This window comes from Lonsdalea britannica (assembly GCF_003515985.1).
Lineage (GTDB): Bacteria > Pseudomonadota > Gammaproteobacteria > Enterobacterales > Enterobacteriaceae > Lonsdalea > Lonsdalea britannica.
This window is the reverse complement of the sequence record NZ_CP023009.1, coordinates 188,509-212,155: the sequence shown is the minus strand read 5'-3', so window position 1 is coordinate 212,155 and position 23,647 is coordinate 188,509. Positions and strand designations below refer to the sequence as shown.

The following is a 23,647-nucleotide window of genomic DNA, read 5'->3' as shown; positions in this document are numbered from 1 at the left end:
AGGGTCTTTATGAGGAATGAGGGGATGCCGTTGCAGAGACGGTTTGAGGCGTTGAATGAATAGTTGGGAGACGAAACTATCAGGTTTGGGTTGTACAACTTTCTTTGACCATAATAGCGAGTTACGGATCTCAGCAACTCGCTATTAATGAAATTTTATTGGCTAAAAATGCAATCTTCTGGATATGAAGAAGTGCAGTGAACAAACACACTGCCATCAGATTGCTTCTCATCTTGCCAATATTTACCCAATGGTTTTACGGGCAGTTTTAATGTGAGGGACATTCTCATACCGGAAACATTGTCATGGCCCACATAATCACAAGCAATCAAGTTTTTAACGTTGAGAATATAAGCCTCTTTGAATGAAATCTTTTGCAGATCATTCTTTTCGGCATAAGGGTTTTCCCCTGTCCATTTCATGCTATCTCCGGCGTTAGCTTTATAGCTATAGCCTGAGTCAGCTTTATTTTGTTTTATCTTATTTATTGCAGGGCACGAAAATACGGTCGCTTGAACGTTACCTACCATGAAGAAAGAGAAAAAGGCGATAATTAACTTGCTATTAATTGGCATATTTTTAAATCCTTTTCAATACTGCTTGTCCTTTGAATGGCGCTAATAAGTTTATTACCCCCACAGCGCAGGTGATTTATGCCATATGATGAATGGTGAGTCTATAACATTCACATCTCTTAACAGTAAAAAGTAATATAGACAGCGAGTTTTATAACGAGAGATATTTTCAGCGTGAGATGAAAAACAACGAATACCTCGTATAAACGTTCCGTTTAACTGCACCTACCTCAGAGCTTAAATAAAAACTACGATGCTCTGGCGTGCCAGAAAGCCCATGTCTGTGAAGGTTGTGAGGTCATCGTCGCCGGGTGTCCGGCGTACAGTTAATGACAGAACGCTAAGCGCAGGTGGAAAAAGTGATGAGATGTGACAAAACGCGCATGCCTCCTGCTTAGATGCACGGAATGGGCTACGTGGCAGATGAACGTGGCCATCCGTATGGAAGAGCTATATCGCCTGCTGTTAGTGGACTTCAATCTGCCTGAATAGCGATGTCCCAAAAGTAACTAGGGCCTACCCTATCTATGCATCAATACCTTCTGTCTACCGCATAAATTAGCGTCGTGCCAATTTATGGAGTAGTTTCAGCACGTTGATGCACATTATTCATAGAATCAGACTAAGAGAGTTAAAATGAAAGTCATCAAAACGGCAACCGCAGGTCTGCTGATGCTTATGAGCAGTGCTCATGCCGACGGGCTGACAACCGCAGCGGAGGGTAAAGAATTAACCGTCAGCTTCGGTCAGCCCACCATCAAGCAGGTGCTGCATTATCGTAAAATGTACGACAAAAAACCGTTCCCCGATGCCGAGATTTACTATTACGACAACAGTGTCTATAAAATAATCTCCCAGGGTGAAAACCACTATGGTGTTTACTCCATGCAGGGCAAGTTCGATGATGAAACCTTCACTGTGCGTTTCATTTCGCTACCTTCCAGCGACTGGGGCAATAAAACGGCCTTTCATCAGTTAACGTTCGTTCGTGGAGAAAAACAAAACGTGTTTATTCAGAACGCGATTGTAGATACTGGCGAAGCCATTGCCCAACAGAACGGCACTTATACCCAGGGGAGAAACCCCGTAATCAACCCGGTGTCCACCCACTGGAAAAAAAATTAATTCTCATGTGACTGTTTATCTGGCAAAGAACCTTTGCGGCAACGTTGGCATGAAACAGTCACAGCAGGATCTGACGTGACAGAATCCGTGTAGCGTGAAGACAGTGGTCTCCTTGCAATCGCTTAAATCAAATCGATCCGTTATGACATCGGTTTTTCGCTAAATTTACGCGGCCTTAGCTGACTGGATGCGTATTGATCGATGACAAACTCATAATTGGGTGTAATTTTAAGTTTACAGTTGGGAGGGGTTTAGATTGCCAGTTACCCTTTGAGATTGTCGCTTTGGCTTAGCTCATCTAACGAGAGAAATGTTAAGCGCAGTTTTGAACTTAAGGTGGTGAATGCAGCGCTTTATTCGTGGGTTTTCTTGTTTTTGTATGAATTCATTGTGCTTTTTGTCATTTCAGGGAATTGGAGAAAGCCAAAAACCTCAGTCTGTCGGTCTCTCACATTGAGCGTGACTTCGTGACGAGATGGTAATATGGGTCATACTTTCTGAAGCGAAAATACTCATTCCACCCCGTACTTCACGCGGCTTATAAGGGTAATTATAACTTTACATGTCGTGGTTTTAAACATTTACACCTTGTGATACTGTGACCCGAATTAAGTATTCAGCATCATCACCGCACAGGTACAGCATAAGGGACAGGACCATGAACTTGCAGAAAGACGCGCTTAATAACGTCAATATCCTTGAAGAGCAGATATTGATTACTCCGGATGAATTGAAAGCGAAGTTTCCTCTGAGTGACGAGGCTCAGCAGGCGATCTCTCGCTCTCGCCAGGCCGTGGCGGATATTATTCACGGTCGTGACGACCGGTTGCTGATTGTGTGCGGTCCTTGTTCCATTCACGACACCGATGCTGCGTTGGAGTATGCCCGCCGGTTGCAGGTTTTGGCGGCAGAGCTGAGCGACAAGCTGTATATCGTCATGCGCGTTTACTTCGAAAAACCCCGCACCACGGTGGGGTGGAAAGGATTGATCAACGATCCGCATATGGATGGTTCATGCGATATGGAAGCCGGTTTACACATTGCGCGTGATTTGCTGCTGAAGCTGGTGAACATTGGCCTGCCGCTGGCGACGGAAGCGCTGGACCCCAATAGTCCGCAGTACCTGGGCGACCTTTTCAGCTGGTCGGCGATTGGCGCGAGAACCACTGAGTCCCAGACACACCGTGAGATGGCGTCCGGGCTTTCCATGCCGGTCGGATTTAAAAACGGCACGGACGGCAGCCTTGGCACAGCCATTAACGCCATGAAAGCCGCCTCGATGGCGCATCGTTTTATGGGAATCAACCAAAGTGGTCAGGTCTGCCTGCTGCATACGCAGGGAAATACCGACGGTCATGTGATTTTACGCGGCGGTAAAAAGCCAAACTACAGTGCGGAAGACGTGGCGGAATGTGAAAAACAGATGCGTGATGCGGGACTGAAACCAGCGCTGATGATAGATTGTAGCCACGGAAATTCGAATAAAGATTATCGTCGCCAGCCGTTGGTAGTGGAGTCTGCCGTGGAGCAGCTCAAAGCCGGCAATCGCTCTATTATCGGTCTGATGTTGGAAAGCCATCTGAATGAAGGCAGTCAGTCTTCCGAACAGCCGCGTTCCCAGATGGATTACGGTGTATCTGTCACGGACGCCTGTATTAGTTGGGAAAACACAGAATCATTATTGCGGTCGGTGCACCAGGAGCTTGGCGCGATGAGCACCAATCAGTAAGGAGAAGAATAATGACCGCTGAACTGACCGCGTTACGTGATCAGATTGACGAGGTAGATAAGGCACTGTTGGCATTGTTGTCTCGGCGGTTAAAACTCGTCGCAGAAGTGGGCGAAGTCAAAAGTCACTATGGATTACCGATTTACGCGCCGGACCGGGAAGCGGAAATGCTGGCTTCTCGTCGAAAGGATGCTGAAGCCTTAGGCGTTCCTCCCTCGTTGATTGAGGATGTGCTGCGCCGCGTCATGCGTGAATCCTATTCCAGCGAAAATGACAAAGGGTTCAAAACGTTGAATCCTTCCCTGCGATCGGTCGTCATCATTGGTGGTCGCGGTCAAATGGGCCGTATGTTCGATAAAATGCTGACCCTATCCGGTTATCAGGTCAAAGTTCTCGAGCAGGAAGACTGGCCTCGGGCGGGCGAACTGTTGGCCGATGCGGGAATGGTGATTGTCAGCGTTCCCATTCATCTTACCGAACAGGTTATCGCCCAACTGCCGCCGCTGCCGGAGGACTGCCTGCTGGTGGATTTGGCCTCGGTCAAAAATGGTCCGCTACAAGCGATGCTGGCGGTGCACCAGGGCCCGGTCTTGGGGCTTCACCCGATGTTCGGGCCGGACACCGGCAGTCTCGCCAAGCAGGTTGTGGTGTACTGTGATGGGCGTCAACCCGAATCCTATCAGTGGCTGCTGGAACAGATTCGAGTCTGGGGAGCGCGTCTGCATCGCATCAGCGCGGTAGAACACGATCAGAACATGACCTTCATTCAGGCGTTGCGCCATTTCACGACGTTCGTTTACGGATTACATCTGACGGAAGAAAATGTGCAGATCGAACAATTGCTGGCGCTGTCATCGCCTATTTACCGGCTGGAGCTGGCGATGGTGGGGCGGTTGTTTGCTCAGGATCCGCAGCTTTATGCAGACATCATCATGTCATCTGGCAATAACCTGGCTTTAATCAAGCGCTATTACCAGCGTTTCGGAGAAGCGATTGCACTACTGGATAATGGCGATAAAACGGCGTTTATCGACAGTTTCAAAAAAGTAGAACAGTGGTTTGGCGACTATTCCCACCGCTTTATGAGCGAAAGCCGGACTCTGCTACAACAGGCCAACGACATCCGCTGACCTTTTTCCCTAAGCGAATCACTGCGCCGCCATCTCCTCAGGAAATGGCGGCGTTTGCATTTAACCGCCCAAATCGACAGGGACAACGTTCTCGCTAGGGTAACAGCCGAGCACTTTTAACGAACGAGTGATCGCCGTCAGTTCATTGATGGCTTTCTGCATTGGCTTGCTGCGCAGATTGGCCTGTACATCAATATAGAACATCTCTTCCCACGGATTGCCGTGGATAGGTCGGGACTCCAGCTTGGTCATGATAATGCCCTGATCCCGTAGGACTTGCAGCGCTTCGACCAGTGCGCCGGACTGCTGGCCGGTCGCCATAATTAACGTGGTTTTAGCCGGAACCTGTTCTGCGACGTCGATTTGCTTGCGGGCCAGTACGATGAAGCGGGTGTAGTTTTGCGTCTGGTTCGCCAGGTTGTGTTCCAACACCTGCAGATTGTAGAGCGTCCCCCCGGCTTCACTTCCCAGCGCGGCGGCGTGAGGTGAATTCAGTTCAGCCACTTTCGCCATCGCGGCGGCGCTGCTTTCGCAGTACTCGATTTTCCAGTGTGGGAAACGGTTAATAAAATGGCTGCACTGTTGGAAAGGCTGAGGATGGCTATAAACGGTCTGGATCTGGTCAAGCTGGGTGTCTGTAGAAACCAACACGCAGTGGTCGATAGGGTTAGATAGTTCGCCCACAATCGACAATCCCGTATGTTGCAGCAGGTCATAGACGTCGTTGATCGATCCTGAGCTGGTATTTTCAATCGGCAGAACGCCGTAATCGGCATGACCGTTCTCAACCGTGGTAAAAATATCCTGGAACTTCTGACAGCCGCATTCGATGATCTGATCGAAATGACGAGCCGTATATTGGCGTGCGGCCAGATGGGAATAGGAGCCTTTGGGACCGAGGAACGCGACCCGAGCTGAATGCGCGCCGGTTTGGTTCAGGTGTTGCTGGAGCAGAGCCTGCTGGGTGAGCACGGAGTCTTCGATAATCAGCTGGAACAGTCGGGTGATGTAGTGACCATCGAGCTGGTGTTGCCTGCCCGCTTCCACCAAGTGGGTGAGCAGATCGCGTTCACGCTCTTTATCTCTGATAGGTCGGTGCGTGGTTTGCTTCGCTCGGGCAACGTCCAAAGCCAGCTCACGCCGTTGAGCCAGAAGCTCCAGCAGCTGTAAATCCAGTGTGCTGATGCGTTCGCGCAGTGCCAATAACGGATTGTCGGTCATTTTGCTTTACCCTGTTTGAAGGCCAGAACAAAAAAGCCCCCTGATTTCAGGAGGCTTTTTGTTCGTCTTCGTATTCTTACTCACACGACCAATCGCCCCCCCGGTGGGGGAAGAAAAAGAAGAATACGAAGAACAATGAATGGCGTGTCATTAATTAAATCCTGACGGTTGATGGCGCTAGGTTAACGACTGCCTTTTCATCCTGTCAATAAAAAACGCGCCTTTCGGCGCGTTAACAACATCACGATAGGAAAGGAGGGTGATTACTCTTCCGGGGCTGGCTGCGGCGTGATGTCTTTGAGGCAGGTGTCGGCGCGGCGCGCTTCACCTTTATGCTGAACCTTGTTCAACTGTCGTTCGAGCTTGGCAATAAGATCGTTAACCGCAGCATACATATCTTCGTGTTTTGCGCTTGCGACCAGCGGTCCGTTCGGTGTGCCAATGGTGGCGTCGGCCACAAAGCCCTTAGGTTCTTTCGACAGGATGATGTGTGGATTAATCAGGCTAGTTTGCCACTTATCCAGCTTGGTGAGACGGTCTTCGACATGTTTGCGTATTGCCGGGGTGATATCCATTTGCTTACTGGTAATGTTGATAGTCATAAACGTTTACCTCTCTGCCTTGTCCGTCTTGGATAGTTTCAGCATACCCCGAGATGGTTAAAATGGCAGGGTTTTAAGTCTTTTTTTTGTCATATATCAGACTGGTCGTATGATTTGTGAGCGAGTTTTGGGATTACGGCGACAAGCCTTGTCAGTGATAGGGAGCTATGCCAAAATTTTCAGGATTTGCTGCGTGGAACCGCGTTGAGTCATCGACGCCGGGCATAAAAAAAGGCAGCCTAAGCTGCCGTTGTAAAATCCTTTCTAATGCGTTCGATCAGGCTTGATTGGCCGTGATCAGCTTCGCCACTTTGTCGGCCTCTCCGGTCAGCTGCATCTGGCGATAAGCATTTTCCATCAGCGGCAGAGCCGTACGTGTGGCCTGCGTATCCGGGTAGTCTTTCAGCATCTGCTCAACACGATTAACCACCGCGACATACGCGCCGCGTTTCGTGTAGTATTGCGCGACCGAAAGTTCATACTTCGCCAAACGCTCTTTCAGAAACGCCAGACGTTTGCCGGCATCGGTCACATACAGGCTACGAGGATAGCCCTCCGCCAACTGGCTGAATGCCTTGAAGGCGGCGCGGGCGTACTGCGGATCGCGGTCTGAACGATCCACACCGAAGAACCCCTGCAACGCACTGTCATCTAACGCCATATTGGTTAATCCGCGCATGTACAACACGTAATCCACATTGGGACTCGTGGGGTTCAGACGCAGGAAACGGTCGATGGATGCCTGAGCTAACGGTAACTCGGCGGATTTGTAGTAGGCGTAGATCAGGTCAAGCTGAACCTGCTGGGAATAAGGGCCGAATGGATAACGGTTATCCAACGCTTCCAACTGCGTAATGGCTGCCTTAAAGTTGCCCTCCTGCAATTTCTCCTGCGCGGTGGCGTAAAGCTCGGCAGGTGGACGGTCTGGAACCGCATCCTTGGTGCTGGAACAACCCGCCAGTACCAGGCTCAACGTGGCAGCAGCCACCAGATATTTCATACGCGTCATGACGTTTTGATTATCCTCAGAGTGTTTTTTACGGGAAACTGTCCGTTAAGCTCCCGATGAAGACCAGCTACAATGGTACATGATTTTATACGGCATCGCCGTTAAAACCCAACGTAAAAGAAGCGGCATACTATGGCACAACAAGTACAACTCACCGCAACGGTGGCCGAATCGCAACTCGGACAACGTTTAGATCAGGCTTTGGCCGAATTGTTCCCTGATTATTCACGTTCTCGCTTAAAAGAGTGGATTTTGGACCAGCGCGTGCAGGTGAACGGCACCGTGATTGATAAACCCAAAGAGAAGGTGCTGGGGGGGAAACGATAGCCGTCGACGCGCTGATCGAAGAGGAAGCCCGTTGGGAACCTCAGGCGATCCCGCTGGATATCGTCTATGAGGATCAGGATATTCTGGTCATCAACAAGCCGAGAGGCCTGGTGGTTCATCCCGGCGCGGGCAACCCTGACGGCACCGTGCTGAATGCGCTGCTGCATTATTATCCCGAGATTGTCGATGTGCCGCGTGCTGGCATCGTGCACCGACTGGATAAAGACACGACCGGGCTGATGGTCGTCGCCAAAACCGTACCGGCGCAGACCCGGCTGGTGGAATCGCTGCAAGCCCGTGAAATCACGCGTGAATATGAAGCCGTGGCTATCGGTAACATGACGGCGGGCGGTATGGTGGAAGAGCCGATTGCGCGCCATCCCACAAAACGCACGCACATGGCGGTGCACCCGATGGGCAAACCGGCGGTCACCCATTACCGGATTATGGAGCATTTTCGTGCCCACACCCGGTTGAGACTGCGTCTGGAAACGGGAAGAACCCACCAGATTCGCGTTCATATGTCGCACATCGCGCATCCATTGGTCGGCGATCCGCTGTATGGCGGCCGTCCCCGTCCGCCGAAAGGCGCTTCGGACGAATTCATCAGCGTGCTGCGTGGCTTCGACCGTCAGGCGCTCCACGCCACCATGTTGAGACTCTACCATCCCGTCACGGGCATTCAGATGGAATGGCATGCGGCGTTGCCTCAGGACATGGTGGATTTAATCGCTGCTCTTAAAGCAGATACCGAAGAGTTCAAGGATCAATTGGACTGGTGACAACATGCTGATTCAGCCCGACTGGCCCGCGCCAGCGACCATCCGCGCCTGCTCCACCACCCGTCACGGTGGATGTAGCCGCGAGCCTTATGCGTCTCTCAATCTCGGCAACCACGTAGGCGATGACATCGCGTGCGTGGCGGAAAATCGACGTCGGTTGGTGGCAGGCGGCGCATTGCCTGCGCAGCCGCATTGGTTACAGCAGGTACACGGCACTCAGGTCGTCAATCTCGACGAGGCGACGCCCGCGACGACGGGGGATGCTGTCTATACCTCCCGTCCAGGCAAGGTGTGTGCGGTGATGACGGCCGATTGCCTGCCGGTGCTGTTCTGCTCGGTGAAGGGCGATGAAGCGGCGGCGGCGCACGCGGGCTGGCGCGGCTTGCAGGCCGGCGTGCTGGAACAGACGTTGAAGGCTTTCCGGGCGGCGCCGTCGGAAATGATGGCGTGGCTCGGTCCGGCTATCGGGCCGCAGCAGTTTGAAGTCGGTGCTGAAGTGCGGGAGGCGTTCATGGCGTCCGATCCCGCCGCGGCGCAGGCGTTTGTCGCTCATGACGATAAGTACATGGCTGATATCTTTCAGCTAGCCCGACTGCGACTTCGCGCCGCGGGCGTTAGCCGGATTTACGGCGGCGAATATTGTACGGTAAGCCATCCACAGCAATTCTTTTCCTACCGCCGCGACGGCGTGACCGGTCGTATGGCGAGTTTAATCTGGCTGATATAACCTTTTGAATTAGGACGGTCCAGCGCGTAGAACGTGATTCCTACTATTATTACTGACAAATCATCTTGAAAATTTGGGGCTAGACCTCATCTAATCTCCAGTAGCACATTTGATCAGTATGAATCGGAGGAGTTATGCGTCTGGATCGTCTTACTAATAAGTTCCAGCTTGCCCTCGCTGATGCCCAATCTCTCGCTCTCGGTCGAGACAATCAATTTATCGAACCACTGCATTTAATGAGTGCCCTTTTAAATCAGGAAGGAAGCACGGTCAGCCCGCTGTTAACCGCAGCTGGCGTTAATGTCGCTCATCTGAAGCCAGAGATTGAGCAGGCGTTAAGCCGTCTCCCGCAGGTTGAAGGGACCGGAGGCGATGTACAGCCATCCAATGAATTGGTACGGACATTAAATCTTTGCGACAAGCTGGCTCAGAAAAGGGGTGACACCTTTATATCGTCGGAACTGTTTGTTCTGGCGGCGCTGGAAGCGCGGAGCACGTTGACGGATCTGTTAAAGAATGCCGGCGCCAACATGGATAGCGTGACGAAAGCGATTGACCAAATCCGTGGAGGAGAAAACGTGAACGAACAAGGGGCTGAAGATCAGCGCCAGGCTTTGAAAAAATTCACGATCGATTTAACCGAACGTGCCGAACAGGGCAAGTTGGATCCCGTTATCGGTCGTGATGAAGAAATTCGCCGCACCATTCAGGTGCTGCAACGCAGAACCAAAAATAACCCGGTACTCATTGGTGAGCCTGGGGTCGGTAAAACGGCCATTGTCGAAGGGTTGGCGCAGCGCATCGTCAATGGGGAAGTGCCGGAAGGCTTGAAGAACAAACGCGTACTGGCTCTGGATATGGGATCGCTGGTGGCTGGCGCCAAATTCCGCGGCGAGTTCGAAGAACGCTTAAAAGGCGTATTGAATGATCTTTCGAAACAGGAAGGCAGCGTCATCCTGTTTATTGATGAACTGCATACGATGGTCGGCGCGGGTAAAGCCGATGGCGCTATGGATGCGGGCAATATGCTGAAGCCTGCCTTGGCGCGTGGTGAGCTGCACTGCGTTGGGGCGACCACGCTGGACGAATATCGTCAGTATATTGAGAAGGATGCCGCGCTGGAGCGTCGTTTCCAGAAAGTGTTTGTGGCTGAACCGACGGTGGAAGACACCATCGCGATCTTGCGCGGGCTGAAAGAGCGTTATGAACTGCATCATCACGTTCAAATCACAGACCCGGCCATTGTGGCGGCGGCGACGTTGTCCCATCGCTACATCGCAGACCGTAAACTCCCGGATAAGGCGATTGACCTGATCGATGAGGCCGCATCCAGCATTCGTATGCAAATCGACTCCAAGCCCGAGGCGCTAGACCGGTTGGACCGTCGAATCATCCAATTGAAGCTCGAACAGCAGGCATTGAAGAAAGAGTCGGATGACGCCAGTCTGAAACGGCTCGAAATTTTGAATACCGAGCTGGAAGAGAAAGAGCGGGATTACTCGAAGCTGGAAGAAGAGTGGAAAGCGGAAAAGGCGTCATTAACCGGCACTCAGAATATCAAGGCCGCGCTGGAACAGGCCAAAATCGAATTGGAACAGGCGCGTCGTCAGGGCGATTTGGGGCAAATGTCCGAGTTGCAGTACGGCAAGATTCCTGAGCTGGAAAAACAGTTGGCAACGGCTACGCAGTCCGAAGGTAAAACGATGCGTCTGTTGCGTAATAAGGTAACGGACACTGAAATCGCCGAAGTATTGGCGCGCGCTACGGGCATTCCGGTATCGAGAATGCTGGAAGGCGAACGCGAAAAACTGCTGCGAATGGAAGATGAGCTGCACCAGCGCGTGATTGGACAGAACGAAGCGGTCGAAGCGGTGGCTAACTCTATCCGACGCAGCCGCGCGGGTCTGGCCGATCCCAATCGTCCTATCGGTTCATTCCTTTTCTTGGGGCCGACAGGAGTCGGTAAAACCGAGCTGTGTAAAACGCTGGCGAAATTCCTCTTCGATAGCGACGACGCGATGGTGCGTATCGATATGTCCGAATTCATGGAAAAACATTCGGTATCCCGTTTGGTGGGCGCGCCCCCAGGGTATGTCGGTTATGAAGAAGGGGGTTACCTTACGGAAGCGGTGCGACGTCGTCCTTATTCCGTGATTCTGCTGGATGAAGTGGAGAAGGCGCATCCTGATGTCTTCAACATCCTGTTGCAGGTGCTGGATGATGGTCGCCTGACCGACGGACAGGGGCGTACGGTGGACTTCCGCAACACAGTGGTCATCATGACATCCAACTTGGGATCGGACCTGATTCAGGAACGGTTTGGCGAGATGAGCTATGGCCAGATGCGCGATATGGTTATGAACGTCGTTAACCATCACTTCCGCCCTGAGTTCATCAACCGTATTGATGAAGTCGTGGTTTTCCATCCGTTAGGCCGGGAGCACATTACGTCAATTGCCCAGATTCAGCTGCAGCGTTTGTATCAGCGACTGGAAGAACGGGGCTATAGCGTGACGATCTCTGAGCCGGCATTGGAGATGCTGGGTAAAATCGGGTTTGACCCGGTGTACGGAGCCCGCCCGTTGAAGCGTGCTATACAGCAACTGATCGAAAACCCGCTGGCGCAGCAAATATTGTCTGGCAAGCTGCTTCCGGGTAAGCCGATTACGTTGGATCTTGATGGTGAGTCTATCGTCGCGCATCAGTAGCGTCAGGCTGATTCCCTCAGCGAAAAGCCCGGATTTTTTGAATTCGGGCTTTTTTGTCGATTAAATGCGCGTTTTGGGGCTTTAAACCGGCTTAAATTGACGTTTTGGTTTAAATGTGAGCGGTCGGCCGGTTTTTTGTATTTAGCGCTTGTCAGCCCGAAATAACTCCCTATAATGCGCTCCCACTGACACGGCAAAGCGGACAACGCATCGCAGTGACAGTCGGAGAAAAACGAAAAAAGTCGTTGACTCTGAATGAGGTAAGCGTAATATACGCGGCCTCACGTTAGTCGCCTCGGCGGCAACGAAACGCTCTTTAACAATTTAATCAGACAATCTGTGTGGGCACTCACAAGACACTATCGCAACTAGATACGAAAAAGTCTTGAAGAGTGAACAACAGTTAATTCATTACGAATGAACAGTAAATTCTTTGAGCATCGCTATTAACTTAGCAAATCAAGCTTTTAATTGAAGAGTTTGATCATGGCTCAGATTGAACGCTGGCGGCAGGCCTAACACATGCAAGTCGAGCGGCAGCGGAAAGTAGCTTGCTACTTTGCCGGCGAGCGGCGGACGGGTGAGTAATGTCTGGGGATCTGCCCGATGGAGGGGGATAACTACTGGAAACGGTAGCTAATACCGCATAACGTCGCAAGACCAAAGTGGGGGACCTTCGGGCCTCACACCATCGGATGAACCCAGATGGGATTAGCTAGTAGGCGGGGTAAAGGCCCACCTAGGCGACGATCTCTAGCTGGTCTGAGAGGATGACCAGCCACACTGGAACTGAGACACGGTCCAGACTCCTACGGGAGGCAGCAGTGGGGAATATTGCACAATGGGGGAAACCCTGATGCAGCCATGCCGCGTGTATGAAGAAGGCCTTCGGGTTGTAAAGTACTTTCAGCGGGGAGGAAGGGAGTAAGGTTAATAGCCTTATTCATTGACGTTACCCGCAGAAGAAGCACCGGCTAACTCCGTGCCAGCAGCCGCGGTAATACGGAGGGTGCAAGCGTTAATCGGAATGACTGGGCGTAAAGCGCACGCAGGCGGTTTGTTAAGTCAGATGTGAAATCCCCGAGCTTAACTTGGGAACTGCATTTGAAACTGGCAAGCTAGAGTCTTGTAGAGGGGGGTAGAATTCCAGGTGTAGCGGTGAAATGCGTAGAGATCTGGAGGAATACCGGTGGCGAAGGCGGCCCCCTGGACAAAGACTGACGCTCAGGTGCGAAAGCGTGGGGAGCAAACAGGATTAGATACCCTGGTAGTCCACGCTGTAAACGATGTCGACTTGGAGGTTGCGGTCTTGAACTGTGGCTTCCGGAGCTAACGCGTTAAGTCGACCGCCTGGGGAGTACGGCCGCAAGGTTAAAACTCAAATGAATTGACGGGGGCCCGCACAAGCGGTGGAGCATGTGGTTTAATTCGATGCAACGCGAAGAACCTTACCTACTCTTGACATCCAGAGAATTTAGCAGAGATGCTTTAGTGCCTTCGGGAACTCTGAGACAGGTGCTGCATGGCTGTCGTCAGCTCGTGTTGTGAAATGTTGGGTTAAGTCCCGCAACGAGCGCAACCCTTATCCTTTGTTGCCAGCACATAATGGTGGGAACTCAAAGGAGACTGCCGGTGATAAACCGGAGGAAGGTGGGGATGACGTCAAGTCATCATGGCCCTTACGAGTAGGGCTACACACGTGCTACAATGGCGCATACAAAGAGAAGCGAACTTGCGAGAGTAAGCGGACCTCATAAAGTGCGTCGTAGTCCGGATTGGAGTCTGCAACTCGACTCCATGAAGTCGGAATCGCTAGTAATCGTAGATCAGAATGCTACGGTGAATACGTTCCCGGGCCTTGTACACACCGCCCGTCACACCATGGGAGTGGGTTGCAAAAGAAGTAGGTAGCTTAACCTTCGGGAGGGCGCTTACCACTTTGTGATTCATGACTGGGGTGAAGTCGTAACAAGGTAACCGTAGGGGAACCTGCGGTTGGATCACCTCCTTACCAAAGTGAAGTGCTAGTGAAGTGCTCACACAGATTGTCTGATGAAAAAGCAAGAGCAAAAAGCGCACCTGTTGATGATGAGTCTCTGACTCATGCTGATGCGGAACGATTAAGCCTGAGGTTTAGTCGGATTTCGTGTCCCCATCGTCTAGAGGCCTAGGACACCGCCCTTTCACGGCGGTAACAGGGGTTCGAATCCCCTTGGGGACGCCATACCGATAATGAGTGAAAGGCATTATCAACCGAATATCTTAAAGATGACTTTAACGAGTCGTGTTTAAGATATTGCTCTTTAACAATCTGGAACAAGCTGAAATTTGAAACGATGCAGCTGAACATATCTCTCCGTGCAGTACTGAGATGTGATTTGGTTGTATCAGAGTCTCTCAAATAATCGCAGCGCGAAGTGTTTTACGAAACACCTTCGGGTTGTGAGGTTAAGTGACTAAGCGTACACGGTGGATGCCTAGGCAGTCAGAGGCGATGAAGGGCGTGCTAATCTGCGATAAGCGTCGGTAAGGTGATATGAACCGTTATACCCGACGATACCCGAATGGGGAAACCCAGTGCAATCCGTTGCACTATCATGTCATGAATACATAGTGACATGAGGCGAACCGGGGGAACTGAAACATCTCAGTACCCCGAGGAAAAGAAATCAACCGAGATTCCCCTAGTAGCGGCGAGCGAACGGGGAGGAGCCCAGAACCTGAATCAGTTTGTGTCTTAGTGGAAGCGTCTGGAAAGTCGCACGACAGAGGGTGATAGTCCCGTACACGAAGAGGCATGAGTTGTGAGTTCGATGAGTAGGGCGGGACACGTGTTATCCTGTCTGAATATGGGGGGACCATCCTCCAAGGCTAAATACTCCTGACTGACCGATAGTGAACCAGTACCGTGAGGGAAAGGCGAAAAGAACCCCGGCGAGGGGAGTGAAATAGAACCTGAAACCGTGTACGTACAAGCAGTGGGAGCCTTGATTTATCAGGGTGACTGCGTACCTTTTGTATAATGGGTCAGCGACTTATATTCTGTAGCAAGGTTAACCGAATAGGGGAGCCGCAGGGAAACCGAGTCTTAACTGGGCGTTAAGTTGCAGGGTATAGACCCGAAACCCGGTGATCTAGCCATGGGCAGGTTGAAGGTTGGGTAACACTAACTGGAGGACCGAACCGACTAATGTTGAAAAATTAGCGGATGACTTGTGGCTGGGGGTGAAAGGCCAATCAAACCGGGAGATAGCTGGTTCTCCCCGAAAGCTATTTAGGTAGCGCCTCGTGAACTCATCTTCGGGGGTAGAGCACTGTTTCGACTAGGGGGCCATCCCGGCTTACCAACTCGATGCAAACTACGAATACCGAAGAATGTTATCACGGGAGACACACGGCGGGTGCTAACGTCCGTCGTGAAGAGGGAAACAACCCAGACCGCCAGCTAAGGTCCCAAAGTCATGGTTAAGTGGGAAACGATGTGGGAAGGCCCAGACAGCCAGGATGTTGGCTTAGAAGCAGCCATCATTTAAAGAAAGCGTAATAGCTCACTGGTCGAGTCGGCCTGCGCGGAAGATGTAACGGGGCTAAACCATGCACCGAAGCTGCGGCAGCGACACTTAGGTGTTGTTGGGTAGGGGAGCGTTCTGTAAGCCTGCGAAGGTGGCCTGTGAGGGTTGCTGGAGGTATCAGAAGTGCGAATGCTGACATAAGTAACGATAATGCGGGTGAAAAACCCGCACGCCGGAAGACCAAGGGTTCCTGTCCAACGTTAATCGGGGCAGGGTGAGTCGACCCCTAAGGCGAGGCCGAAAGGCGTAGTCGATGGGAAACAGGTTAATATTCCTGTACTTGGTGTTACTGCGAAGGGGGGACGGAGAAGGCTAGGTTATCCGGGCGACGGTTGTCCCGGTTTAAGCGTGTAGGTGGATGTTTTTGGTAAATCCGGAACATCATTAACACTGAGGCGTGATGACGAGTCACTACGGTGATGAAGTAGCCGATGCCAAGCTTCCAGGAAAAGCCTCTAAGCTCCAGGTAACACGAAATCGTACCCCAAACCGACACAGGTGGTCAGGTAGAGAATACCAAGGCGCTTGAGAGAACTCGGGTGAAGGAACTAGGCAAAATGGTGCCGTAACTTCGGGAGAAGGCACGCTGGTGTTGGTGAAGGGACTTGCTCCCGGAGCTGATACCAGTCGCAGATACCAGCTGGCTGCAACTGTTTAATAAAAACACAGCACTGTGCAAACACGAAAGTGGACGTATACGGTGTGACGCCTGCCCGGTGCCGGAAGGTTAATTGATGGGGTCAGCCGCAAGGCGAAGCTCTTGATCGAAGCCCCGGTAAACGGCGGCCGTAACTATAACGGTCCTAAGGTAGCGAAATTCCTTGTCGGGTAAGTTCCGACCTGCACGAATGGCGTAATGATGGCCAGGCTGTCTCCACCCGAGACTCAGTGAAATTGAACTCGCTGTGAAGATGCAGTGTACCCGCGGCAAGACGGAAAGACCCCGTGAACCTTTACTATAGCTTGACACTGAACCTTGAGCCTTGATGTGTAGGATAGGTGGGAGGCTTTGAAGTGTGGACGCCAGTCTGCATGGAGCCAACCTTGAAATACCACCCTTTAATGTTTGATGTTCTAACGTGGGCCCCTAATCGGGGTTGCGGACAGTGTCTGGTGGGTAGTTTGACTGGGGCGGTCTCCTCCCAAAGAGTAACGGAGGAGCACGAAGGTTAGCTAATCCTGGTCGGACATCAGGAGGTTAGTGCAAAGGCATAAGCTAGCTTGACTGCGAGAGTGACGGCTCGAGCAGGTGCGAAAGCAGGTCTTAGTGATCCGGTGGTTCTGAATGGAAGGGCCATCGCTCAACGGATAAAAGGTACTCCGGGGATAACAGGCTGATACCGCCCAAGAGTTCATATCGACGGCGGTGTTTGGCACCTCGATGTCGGCTCATCACATCCTGGGGCTGAAGTAGGTCCCAAGGGTACGGCTGTTCGCCGTTTAAAGTGGTACGCGAGCTGGGTTTAGAACGTCGTGAGACAGTTCGGTCCCTATCTGCCGTGGGCGTTGGAAGATTGAGGGGGGTTGCTCCTAGTACGAGAGGACCGGAGTGAACGCACCACTGGTGTTCGGGTTGTCATGCCAATGGCATTGCCCGGTAGCTAAGTGCGGAAGAGATAACCGCTGAAAGCATCTAAGCGGGAAACTTGCCCCGAGATGAGTCTTCCCTGGGACCTTGAGTCCCCTGAAGGGCCGTTGAAGACGACGACGTAGATAGGCTGGATGTGTAAGCGTAGCGATACGTTGAGCTAACCAGTACTAATGACCCGAGAGGCTTAACCTTACAACACCGAAGGTGTTTTTAGAGAGACGTATTCAGCTTGTTCGAAGATTGGTTCTGATGGTTGCGTGGAAGTAGGACGTAACGGTTGGGATGAAACAGAATTTGCCTGGCGGCGATAGCGCGGTGGTCCCACCTGACCCCATGCCGAACTCAGCAGTGAAACGCCGTAGCGCCGATGGTAGTGTGGGGTCTCCCCATGTGAGAGTAGGGAACTGCCAGGCATTAATTTAAGGTGCATAGCACCGGTTACTGGAAAGAATGTATCCGGTAACGATACAGAATCGGTGGAGCGGTAGTTCAGTTGGTTAGAATACCTGCCTGTCACGCAGGGGGTCGCGGGTTCGAGTCCCGTCCGTTCCGCCACTTATATTGTCCTGGGATGTTTACATACCCAGATGGAAAAAAACCGTACTACCGTAAAGGGGTACGGTTTTTTTTCGTCCTTAGATCCTCGCCACAATCAACGAATACTCAAAAGTAAACTCCTCGCGCACAAGGCTAAACTCACCTATACCTTTCCTGATGTGCGCACCAGAGACTGTGCCTGAACAACCGCTACGACGCTCTGAAAGATGATGTATTTACGACGTTAGCTTGGATGTTTATGACGACAGCACCGCGCTGATGAGCGGACTGATAAGTTGAGACTCCATCTTGTTAAATGCCGGACAAGCTGCGGGGAATCGATCTTTTCATACGCAATACAGGGCAATCTATAGAGCTATCAGCCCCGTACGACGACGAGTAATACCACGGAGTATTACCCTCCCTGAAAGACTCTCCTTTGGCGATCTGCTGCGACCGCGAGAAGTGGATACGGTCGGAAACTTACCTTAGACGATGAACCCACCTGATACTGAAAGTTTCAACCCCAACCCCAACGGCTACACGCCCACCTAATCGCCTTACTCAAATATCCAGTCCGTTAACTCGCCACCAACGAATCGTTCCTTAGGTGTTGATTCATGTGTCTTGCCACATCGGCTTTCAGAAAACAACAGAGAATCATTGTGCTGTTCTAAACGGAATTCGGTGATCTAAGCTCCAACCATCTTCGTTGCACAAAAATCGAATATTTATAGGGGCCGTTAGTCTCTTATTGTCACCGTTATTACCAGACAACCTATAATATTTCCCGCCGTTAAAAACTCGCTACTACAGATCCCCATCAAACATACAAAACTAACAATCACATCAAAAATAATAATCCTGATAACGCTGCGTGTTGAGATGAAATAGTGAAGTTTCTCGGTTTTTTTTATTAACGCCGCTGACTCTTATTGAACGCGCTGCGTTAAATGGATTTTCCTCTACATAGATCATGTTTATTGAAAAAATAAAATTCTGGTTGGGAATAATATAATTAACGTTATAAACTATCCCGTCATTAATAATGATAATTGAATGCACTCATTAAATTTATTTTAACTGCCTCAATATTTAATTTACTTGGGTCAAATTTGGTTATCTCTGAATAACTAATTGTGACATTAATTAATATAGTTAGGTGTTTCTCTATGAGCTATATATTTACAAAAAAACTCATGCTAGCCTTTCAGTCAGTTCCTATTCCCAGGGAATGTTGTTTTAGAGAATTAAATATGTAGATTATTAATTTATTTATAAATTTCATGCGATTAAATCTACATGGCTCTTATTGGGGCACGATCAAAGGCCTCAAAGCAACGGGAAATATTTTTGTGGTACTCAATAAGTTATCTATTTAAATGGATAATCAATAAGAAACCTAATAAGAAACCATTATTGTAAAAAACCATTATTGGAAAATGTAACGAGGTAATCTTGATGTGTCGAAAAAAACAAAATATAAAAATTGCTTTGTGATTTAACTTAGCTAAAATCCAGATAAACACGCATTTATGTTCTCTCGATGATTAATTGAGATATATCTTAATTTTCAATGAAGGTGGTTGCCTATATCCTGAAAACGAAAGTATTAGTATTTTATGTCGATTTGGTGACGCGTATCGTATTGAAAAATCTACACATATCGGATTGGTTGTAATTATTATCCCACTTAGGGTAATTAATTTATCTAATGATGAATATCCGCTGGGATATTTAGGCGTGCTTTGTTAAATACCAAAGTAAAGCCATCGCGTATTTATAAAAAAGTGAATGACGCCATGTTCTATAAAGCTCCGCGCGATAAATAGATGATGGAGCTCACTTGTTTGCAATCTGGTGAAAGAAATAAGAATAAACACTCAGTCCCGCCATTTTATTTAATAGGACTGATTCAACATTTATTTTCTGGCAGTACCCGATGCTCTCCGGCTATCTCCAAGAGTCAGGAGTTCGTTTGGGGGGATGGAACCCATATACGTCACGTCAGTGAGGATTTCCAATGACGCAATCCCTTGGATGCTTGCTCTCCCTGGGAATAAACGCCGTGAGCTGGATTCACGGTGAGTCTGGATGAATCGATCACTGGCATCAGGAATACGGCTGCTTTGGCGAATCAGTACTGAACTCGCTATCACCAAGAGAGGATTGTGAACGTGACTCCAGAAGAACATCAAGATATGCGTCAGCCTGACGCATTTCCGGCATTCAGGCTCAGTGACTCAGCATTTTTTTTCGATATCGACGGTACGCTCGCGGAAATTTGCGCCCGCCCCGAGGAGGCCACTGTCCCTCGGGGGCGCTTGTCTCTTCTCCACGCTTTGTTTCGCGCCTGTGATGGCGCCGTGGGAATCATATCAGGACGGCGTTTAGCCGATATCGATGGGTTATTGGTGCCGTTGTTGCTTCCCGCAGCGGGAATTCACGGTGGGGAACGTCGTCGTGCGGATGGGACGATTCATCGCTGTGAGGCCCGTCTGCCTGCTGAGCTCAGCCTGCGACTGAAATATTGGGTAGATCAGCATCCCGGCGCTTTTCTTGAAGCAAAAGGGGATACCGCCGTGGCGCTGCACTATCGCCAGTGTCCAGAGTGTGAACCTGAAGCGTTAGGGCTTGCCTCGGCGCTGAGTGAAGATTACCCCCAGTGGGCGGCCCAACCGGGGAAGTGCGTTGTTGAAATCAAGCCTGAGAGGGTGAATAAAGGGGCTGCTCTGCGCACGTTTATGACGGAAGCGCCTTTTCAAGGTCGTTTACCCGTTTTCGTCGGCGACGATCTCACCGACGAGCAGGGGTTTGACGCGGCGCAGGCACTGGGAGGTATAGGGATTAAAATCGGCGCTGGCCCCACTTGCGCAAGACATCGGTTACCGAGTGTCGATGCCGTCGGGGAGTGGTTATCAGGGTTGACCACGCTCGCAGACCCGCCATGTGCGGATAAGGCGGTGTCTCGATGAACCGGCTTGTGGTGGTATCTAATCGTGTTCCTCCGGCGCTTGATGATTGCCCGGCTGGAGGCTTGGCCAGCGGTATGATGGCCGCGCTGGAGCTGAGCGGCGGCGTCTGGTTTGGATGGAATGGCGAAGTAGAAACATGTCCGACCCGCGTCGAACAGCGAACGGTCAACAACGTCACCTTTGCGACGACAGCGCTGACTGCGGAAGAGTATCAACAATATTATTGTGGCTTTTCCAACGGCACGTTATGGCCGACGTTCCATTACCGCGTCGATCTAGCGCGCTACGACAATGAAGAATATCAGGGCTATCTGCGCGTTAATCGCCGACTGGCGCAGATGTTGAAACCTCTGCTTCGCCCCGACGACATCATCTGGGTACAGGACTACCATCTCCTGCCTTTCGCCCAAGCTTGCCGGGCGATTGGCATCAACAACCGTATCGGTTTCTTTCTGCATATCCCTTTCCCGTCCACCGTCATCGCCACGACCATACCGCCGCATCGCGAGCTGTTCTCCAGCATGACGGATTACGATCTGCTGGGGTTTCAGACCGAAGAAGATCATCAGGCTTTTCTTGATTACGCCAGCCGGATGGGGATGAGTGACGACATCGTCAAAAGTGGTGTTTATCCCATCAGCGTCGCGATTGAGCCGCTTCGGCAACTGGCGCAAGACAACTCACCTGACCTTCACCTGCTTGATCAGGTTTCCCGTCATCTGGGACGTAAAGCGATCTTCAGCGTTGACCGGTTGGATTACTCCAAAGGTCTACCCGAACGCTTCAGCGCTTACGAACTGCTGCTGAAACATTATCCCGAGCATCGGCGGCGGGTTCAGTTTGTCCAGTTCGCGCCGACCACCCGGGATGACATCTCCAGCTACCGGCAGATACGCGATCAGCTGGATGCGCTGGCCGGGCGCATCAACGGCGGTTATTCCGAGCTGGACTGGTTGGCTCTGAATTACATCAATAAGAACTGCGATCGTCGGCGACTGATGGGGCTATACCGGCAGGCGCACGTCGCCTGCGTTACGCCGCTGCGAGACGGGATGAATCTGGTGGCGAAAGAGTATGTGGCGGTGCAGGAGGAAACCGACCCCGGCGTGCTGGTGCTGTCTTGTTTCGCCGGCGCGGCGCGGGAATTGGATGCCGCGCTGATCGTCAACCCGTATGACCCGCGCGAAGTCGCCGCCGCGCTGGATCGCGCCTTAATGATGCCCCTCGAAGAACGCGTGGAGCGCCATCAGAGCATGCTGAACATTCTGCGGCATGCCTCCATCGACGTGTGGCTACGGCGTTTTGTGGATGACCTGTCGCGGCAACGCCTGGCAGGCGACGCGGGACGCGTGCCCTGCGTGTGTTTAAGAGCCTGAACTTGCTCGGCAGGGTTGCGTTCCGCATGACAAAGGGGATGGAGGCGCCGCGCGAGTCATTTTTCGGCGGCGTATGTAGCAAAGGAATGCGTTGTCGACGGTCGGCAATGCCAGCGACCCGAGGCCCACACGGCCCGACGTGTTGATGAAATTTTGAATGAAGGAGCAATGAACCATGACAATGATTAAGCACATCAGCGCTTATCAAGGACGTTTCGACAAATTTGATGCCGTCATTGTGGGCTCCGGCCCGTCCGGCGCGACGGTGGCGCGTACGCTGGCGGAGCAGGGCAAGGACGTTTTGATTCTGGAGCTGGGAGGGTTGGCATCGCCGGGCGAAGTGCTGGGGACACATCAATCCATCTACAGCCGGGCCATCACGGGAACCGGTCTGCAGGACGGCAACCCGTGGACCGCCTGCTGCGTCGGCGGCGGTATGCAGTTCTATTCCGCCATCACCTTTCGCTACCGCGAGGTGGATATGCGGATCAGCCGCTACCTGCATTCGGATATGGAGATGGACTGGCCTATCACCTTGCAAGATCTGGAAGAACATTACGGCTACATCGAATCGTTGCTGGGAATGCAGGATGTCAGCAGCTATCCGTTTAGCGCACGCGGCAAGAAGATCGCCCATGCAATGGCTTCGCTTGGTTACCGCCCGAGAAATATGCCGCTTGCCATCGTGCCGGCGGGGAGCGACAACGGGTGCCACTTCTGTTCGGCCTGCGATAGCCGCTCTTGTACGACAGGCGCTAAGGCGTCGATTCTGAATCGATCGGTCATCGATGATACGGCGCTGCCGGGGTCCATCACCGTACTGTTCGGCTGCATGGTCAATAGTATCCGGCTCTCGAACGAAGGGCATGCAGAATCGGCGGAGTGTTATATCCCGTTCTCATCCGAACATTTAAGTATTCCCGTCAACAAGATCATCTGCTGCGGTAACGCGATTCAAACCAGCGCGCTTCTGTTGCGTTCGACCTCCGTGTTGGCCCCGCGCGGCATCGGCAATGAGCACGACCTGGTTGGTCGCGGCCTCTCCTTCAAAATCACCGGTTACACGACCGGCTCTAACCCTGCTTGGGCGAAGGAAGATGGGCTGTGCGCCCCGCATCAAGGCGCGCCCGCGTCCGTCTACACCGATGATTTTTACCAGAACGCCGATGTGCCGACCGGAATTGGCGGGCTGCTGTACGAGGTCGCTTCCCCGGAACCGCTTCGCAATATCGGCCGCATCCGTCTGCACTATCTCGCGGGCGAAGAGGCGTGGTCACACAATCGAATCACCCTGGATGAGCATCAGGATGAATTCGGCAACCCACTCATCAAGTTCAATTACAAAAACTCCGACAGCGACTTGGCGCGCATTGGCTTTATGGCGGCCCGGGCGGAGGAAATTCTGAGGGAAGCGGGCGCTAAGACGATCGAGCGCGAGCCGTCGGTGCATAACAAAGGCGGCTCGCACCTGCATGGCACCGCGCGGGCAGGGACGGATGCTACACGGTCGGTCGTCGATGTTTCGGGTCGTGTTCACGGCTACGACAACATCTACGTCATGGATGCCTCTGTGATGACCTTTGCCGGAAATTCGAATCCGACTCACACCATTATGGCCAATGCGCGACGCATGGCCGTGGCGATGCGTTGAACCTCACTCA

At 51.7% G+C, this 23,647-nt stretch carries 12 protein-coding genes, 2 tRNA genes, 3 rRNA genes, 1 pseudogene and 1 other annotated feature; of the genes and pseudogenes, 14 read left to right on the top strand and 4 right to left on the bottom strand.

Annotated elements, in window-relative coordinates; all coding sequences use genetic code 11:
- Positions 1–155 precede the first annotated feature (155 nt).
- Positions 156–575 (bottom strand): DUF3757 domain-containing protein, encoded by a 420-nt coding sequence (locus CKQ53_RS01010; protein ID WP_094118895.1) that lies wholly within the window; start codon positions 573–575, stop codon positions 156–158.
- Between the two features lie 636 nt (positions 576–1,211).
- Between CKQ53_RS01010 and CKQ53_RS01005 the strand changes: the two genes are divergently transcribed.
- The 3 genes from CKQ53_RS01005 (at position 1,212) to tyrA (ending at position 4,559) form a co-directional block, all read left to right on the top strand.
- On the top strand, positions 1,212–1,700 hold the full coding sequence (locus tag CKQ53_RS01005; RefSeq protein ID WP_094118894.1) for a hypothetical protein: 489 nt from the start codon (positions 1,212–1,214) through the stop codon (positions 1,698–1,700).
- 664 nt (positions 1,701–2,364) lie between these two features.
- Positions 2,365–3,429: a 3-deoxy-7-phosphoheptulonate synthase gene (locus tag CKQ53_RS01000; protein WP_094118896.1), complete on the top strand. Its 1,065-nt coding sequence runs from the start codon at positions 2,365–2,367 to the stop codon at positions 3,427–3,429.
- An 11-nt stretch (positions 3,430–3,440) separates the two neighbouring features.
- Complete coding sequence (gene tyrA / locus CKQ53_RS00995) at positions 3,441–4,559, top strand: bifunctional chorismate mutase/prephenate dehydrogenase (RefSeq protein WP_085653078.1); 1,119 nt, start codon at positions 3,441–3,443, stop codon at positions 4,557–4,559.
- Between the two features lie 60 nt (positions 4,560–4,619).
- Here tyrA and pheA read toward each other — a convergent pair whose 3' ends face one another.
- The 3 genes from pheA to bamD all read right to left on the bottom strand — a co-directional run bounded on the left by pheA (position 4,620) and on the right by bamD (position 7,391).
- Positions 4,620–5,780 (bottom strand): bifunctional chorismate mutase/prephenate dehydratase, encoded by a 1,161-nt coding sequence (gene pheA, locus CKQ53_RS00990; RefSeq protein WP_094118893.1) that lies wholly within the window; start codon positions 5,778–5,780, stop codon positions 4,620–4,622.
- Positions 5,781–5,806: 26 nt separating this feature from the next.
- Positions 5,807–5,932 (bottom strand) — a sequence feature (Phe leader region).
- A 111-nt stretch (positions 5,933–6,043) separates the two neighbouring features.
- Complete coding sequence (gene raiA / locus CKQ53_RS00985; protein ID WP_085653076.1) at positions 6,044–6,382, bottom strand: ribosome-associated translation inhibitor RaiA; 339 nt, start codon at positions 6,380–6,382, stop codon at positions 6,044–6,046.
- Between the two features lie 277 nt (positions 6,383–6,659).
- The gene (bamD, locus tag CKQ53_RS00980; RefSeq protein WP_085653075.1) at positions 6,660–7,391 is read right to left on the bottom strand and encodes an outer membrane protein assembly factor BamD; all 732 of its coding nucleotides are present in this window, start codon (positions 7,389–7,391) and stop codon (positions 6,660–6,662) included.
- Positions 7,392–7,523: 132 nt separating this feature from the next.
- Between bamD and rluD the strand changes: the two are divergent.
- From rluD to CKQ53_RS00915, 11 genes and pseudogenes are all read left to right on the top strand, one after another.
- Positions 7,524–8,500: pseudogene (rluD, locus tag CKQ53_RS00970) on the top strand (23S rRNA pseudouridine(1911/1915/1917) synthase RluD).
- Positions 8,501–8,504: 4 nt separating this feature from the next.
- On the top strand, positions 8,505–9,227 hold the full coding sequence (yfiH, locus tag CKQ53_RS00965; RefSeq protein WP_085653073.1) for a purine nucleoside phosphorylase YfiH: 723 nt from the start codon (positions 8,505–8,507) through the stop codon (positions 9,225–9,227).
- A 134-nt stretch (positions 9,228–9,361) separates the two neighbouring features.
- Positions 9,362–11,935, top strand: coding sequence for an ATP-dependent chaperone ClpB (gene clpB, locus CKQ53_RS00960; protein WP_085653072.1), 2,574 nt, complete (start codon positions 9,362–9,364; stop codon positions 11,933–11,935).
- Between the two features lie 468 nt (positions 11,936–12,403).
- Positions 12,404–13,946 (top strand): 16S ribosomal RNA (locus CKQ53_RS00950).
- A gap of 137 nt (positions 13,947–14,083) precedes the next feature.
- Positions 14,084–14,159: transfer RNA gene (locus tag CKQ53_RS00945), tRNA-Glu, on the top strand.
- A 222-nt stretch (positions 14,160–14,381) separates the two neighbouring features.
- Positions 14,382–17,290 (top strand): 23S ribosomal RNA (locus CKQ53_RS00940).
- A 105-nt stretch (positions 17,291–17,395) separates the two neighbouring features.
- Positions 17,396–17,511: ribosomal RNA gene (gene rrf, locus CKQ53_RS00935) — 5S ribosomal RNA — on the top strand.
- The 16S, 23S and 5S rRNA genes sit together here with 2 tRNA genes alongside, the layout of an rRNA operon.
- 65 nt (positions 17,512–17,576) lie before the next feature.
- Positions 17,577–17,653 (top strand) — tRNA-Asp (locus tag CKQ53_RS00930).
- A gap of 2,159 nt (positions 17,654–19,812) precedes the next feature.
- Positions 19,813–20,610 (top strand): trehalose-phosphatase, encoded by a 798-nt coding sequence (gene otsB, locus CKQ53_RS00925; RefSeq protein WP_244200983.1) that lies wholly within the window; start codon positions 19,813–19,815, stop codon positions 20,608–20,610.
- Positions 20,607–21,986 (top strand): alpha,alpha-trehalose-phosphate synthase (UDP-forming), encoded by a 1,380-nt coding sequence (locus CKQ53_RS00920; RefSeq protein WP_118894543.1) that lies wholly within the window; start codon positions 20,607–20,609, stop codon positions 21,984–21,986. Before otsB ends, CKQ53_RS00920 begins: the two co-directional genes overlap by 4 nt.
- A gap of 175 nt (positions 21,987–22,161) precedes the next feature.
- Positions 22,162–23,637 (top strand): GMC oxidoreductase, encoded by a 1,476-nt coding sequence (locus CKQ53_RS00915; protein WP_094118394.1) that lies wholly within the window; start codon positions 22,162–22,164, stop codon positions 23,635–23,637.
- Positions 23,638–23,647: the final 10 nt, after the last annotated feature.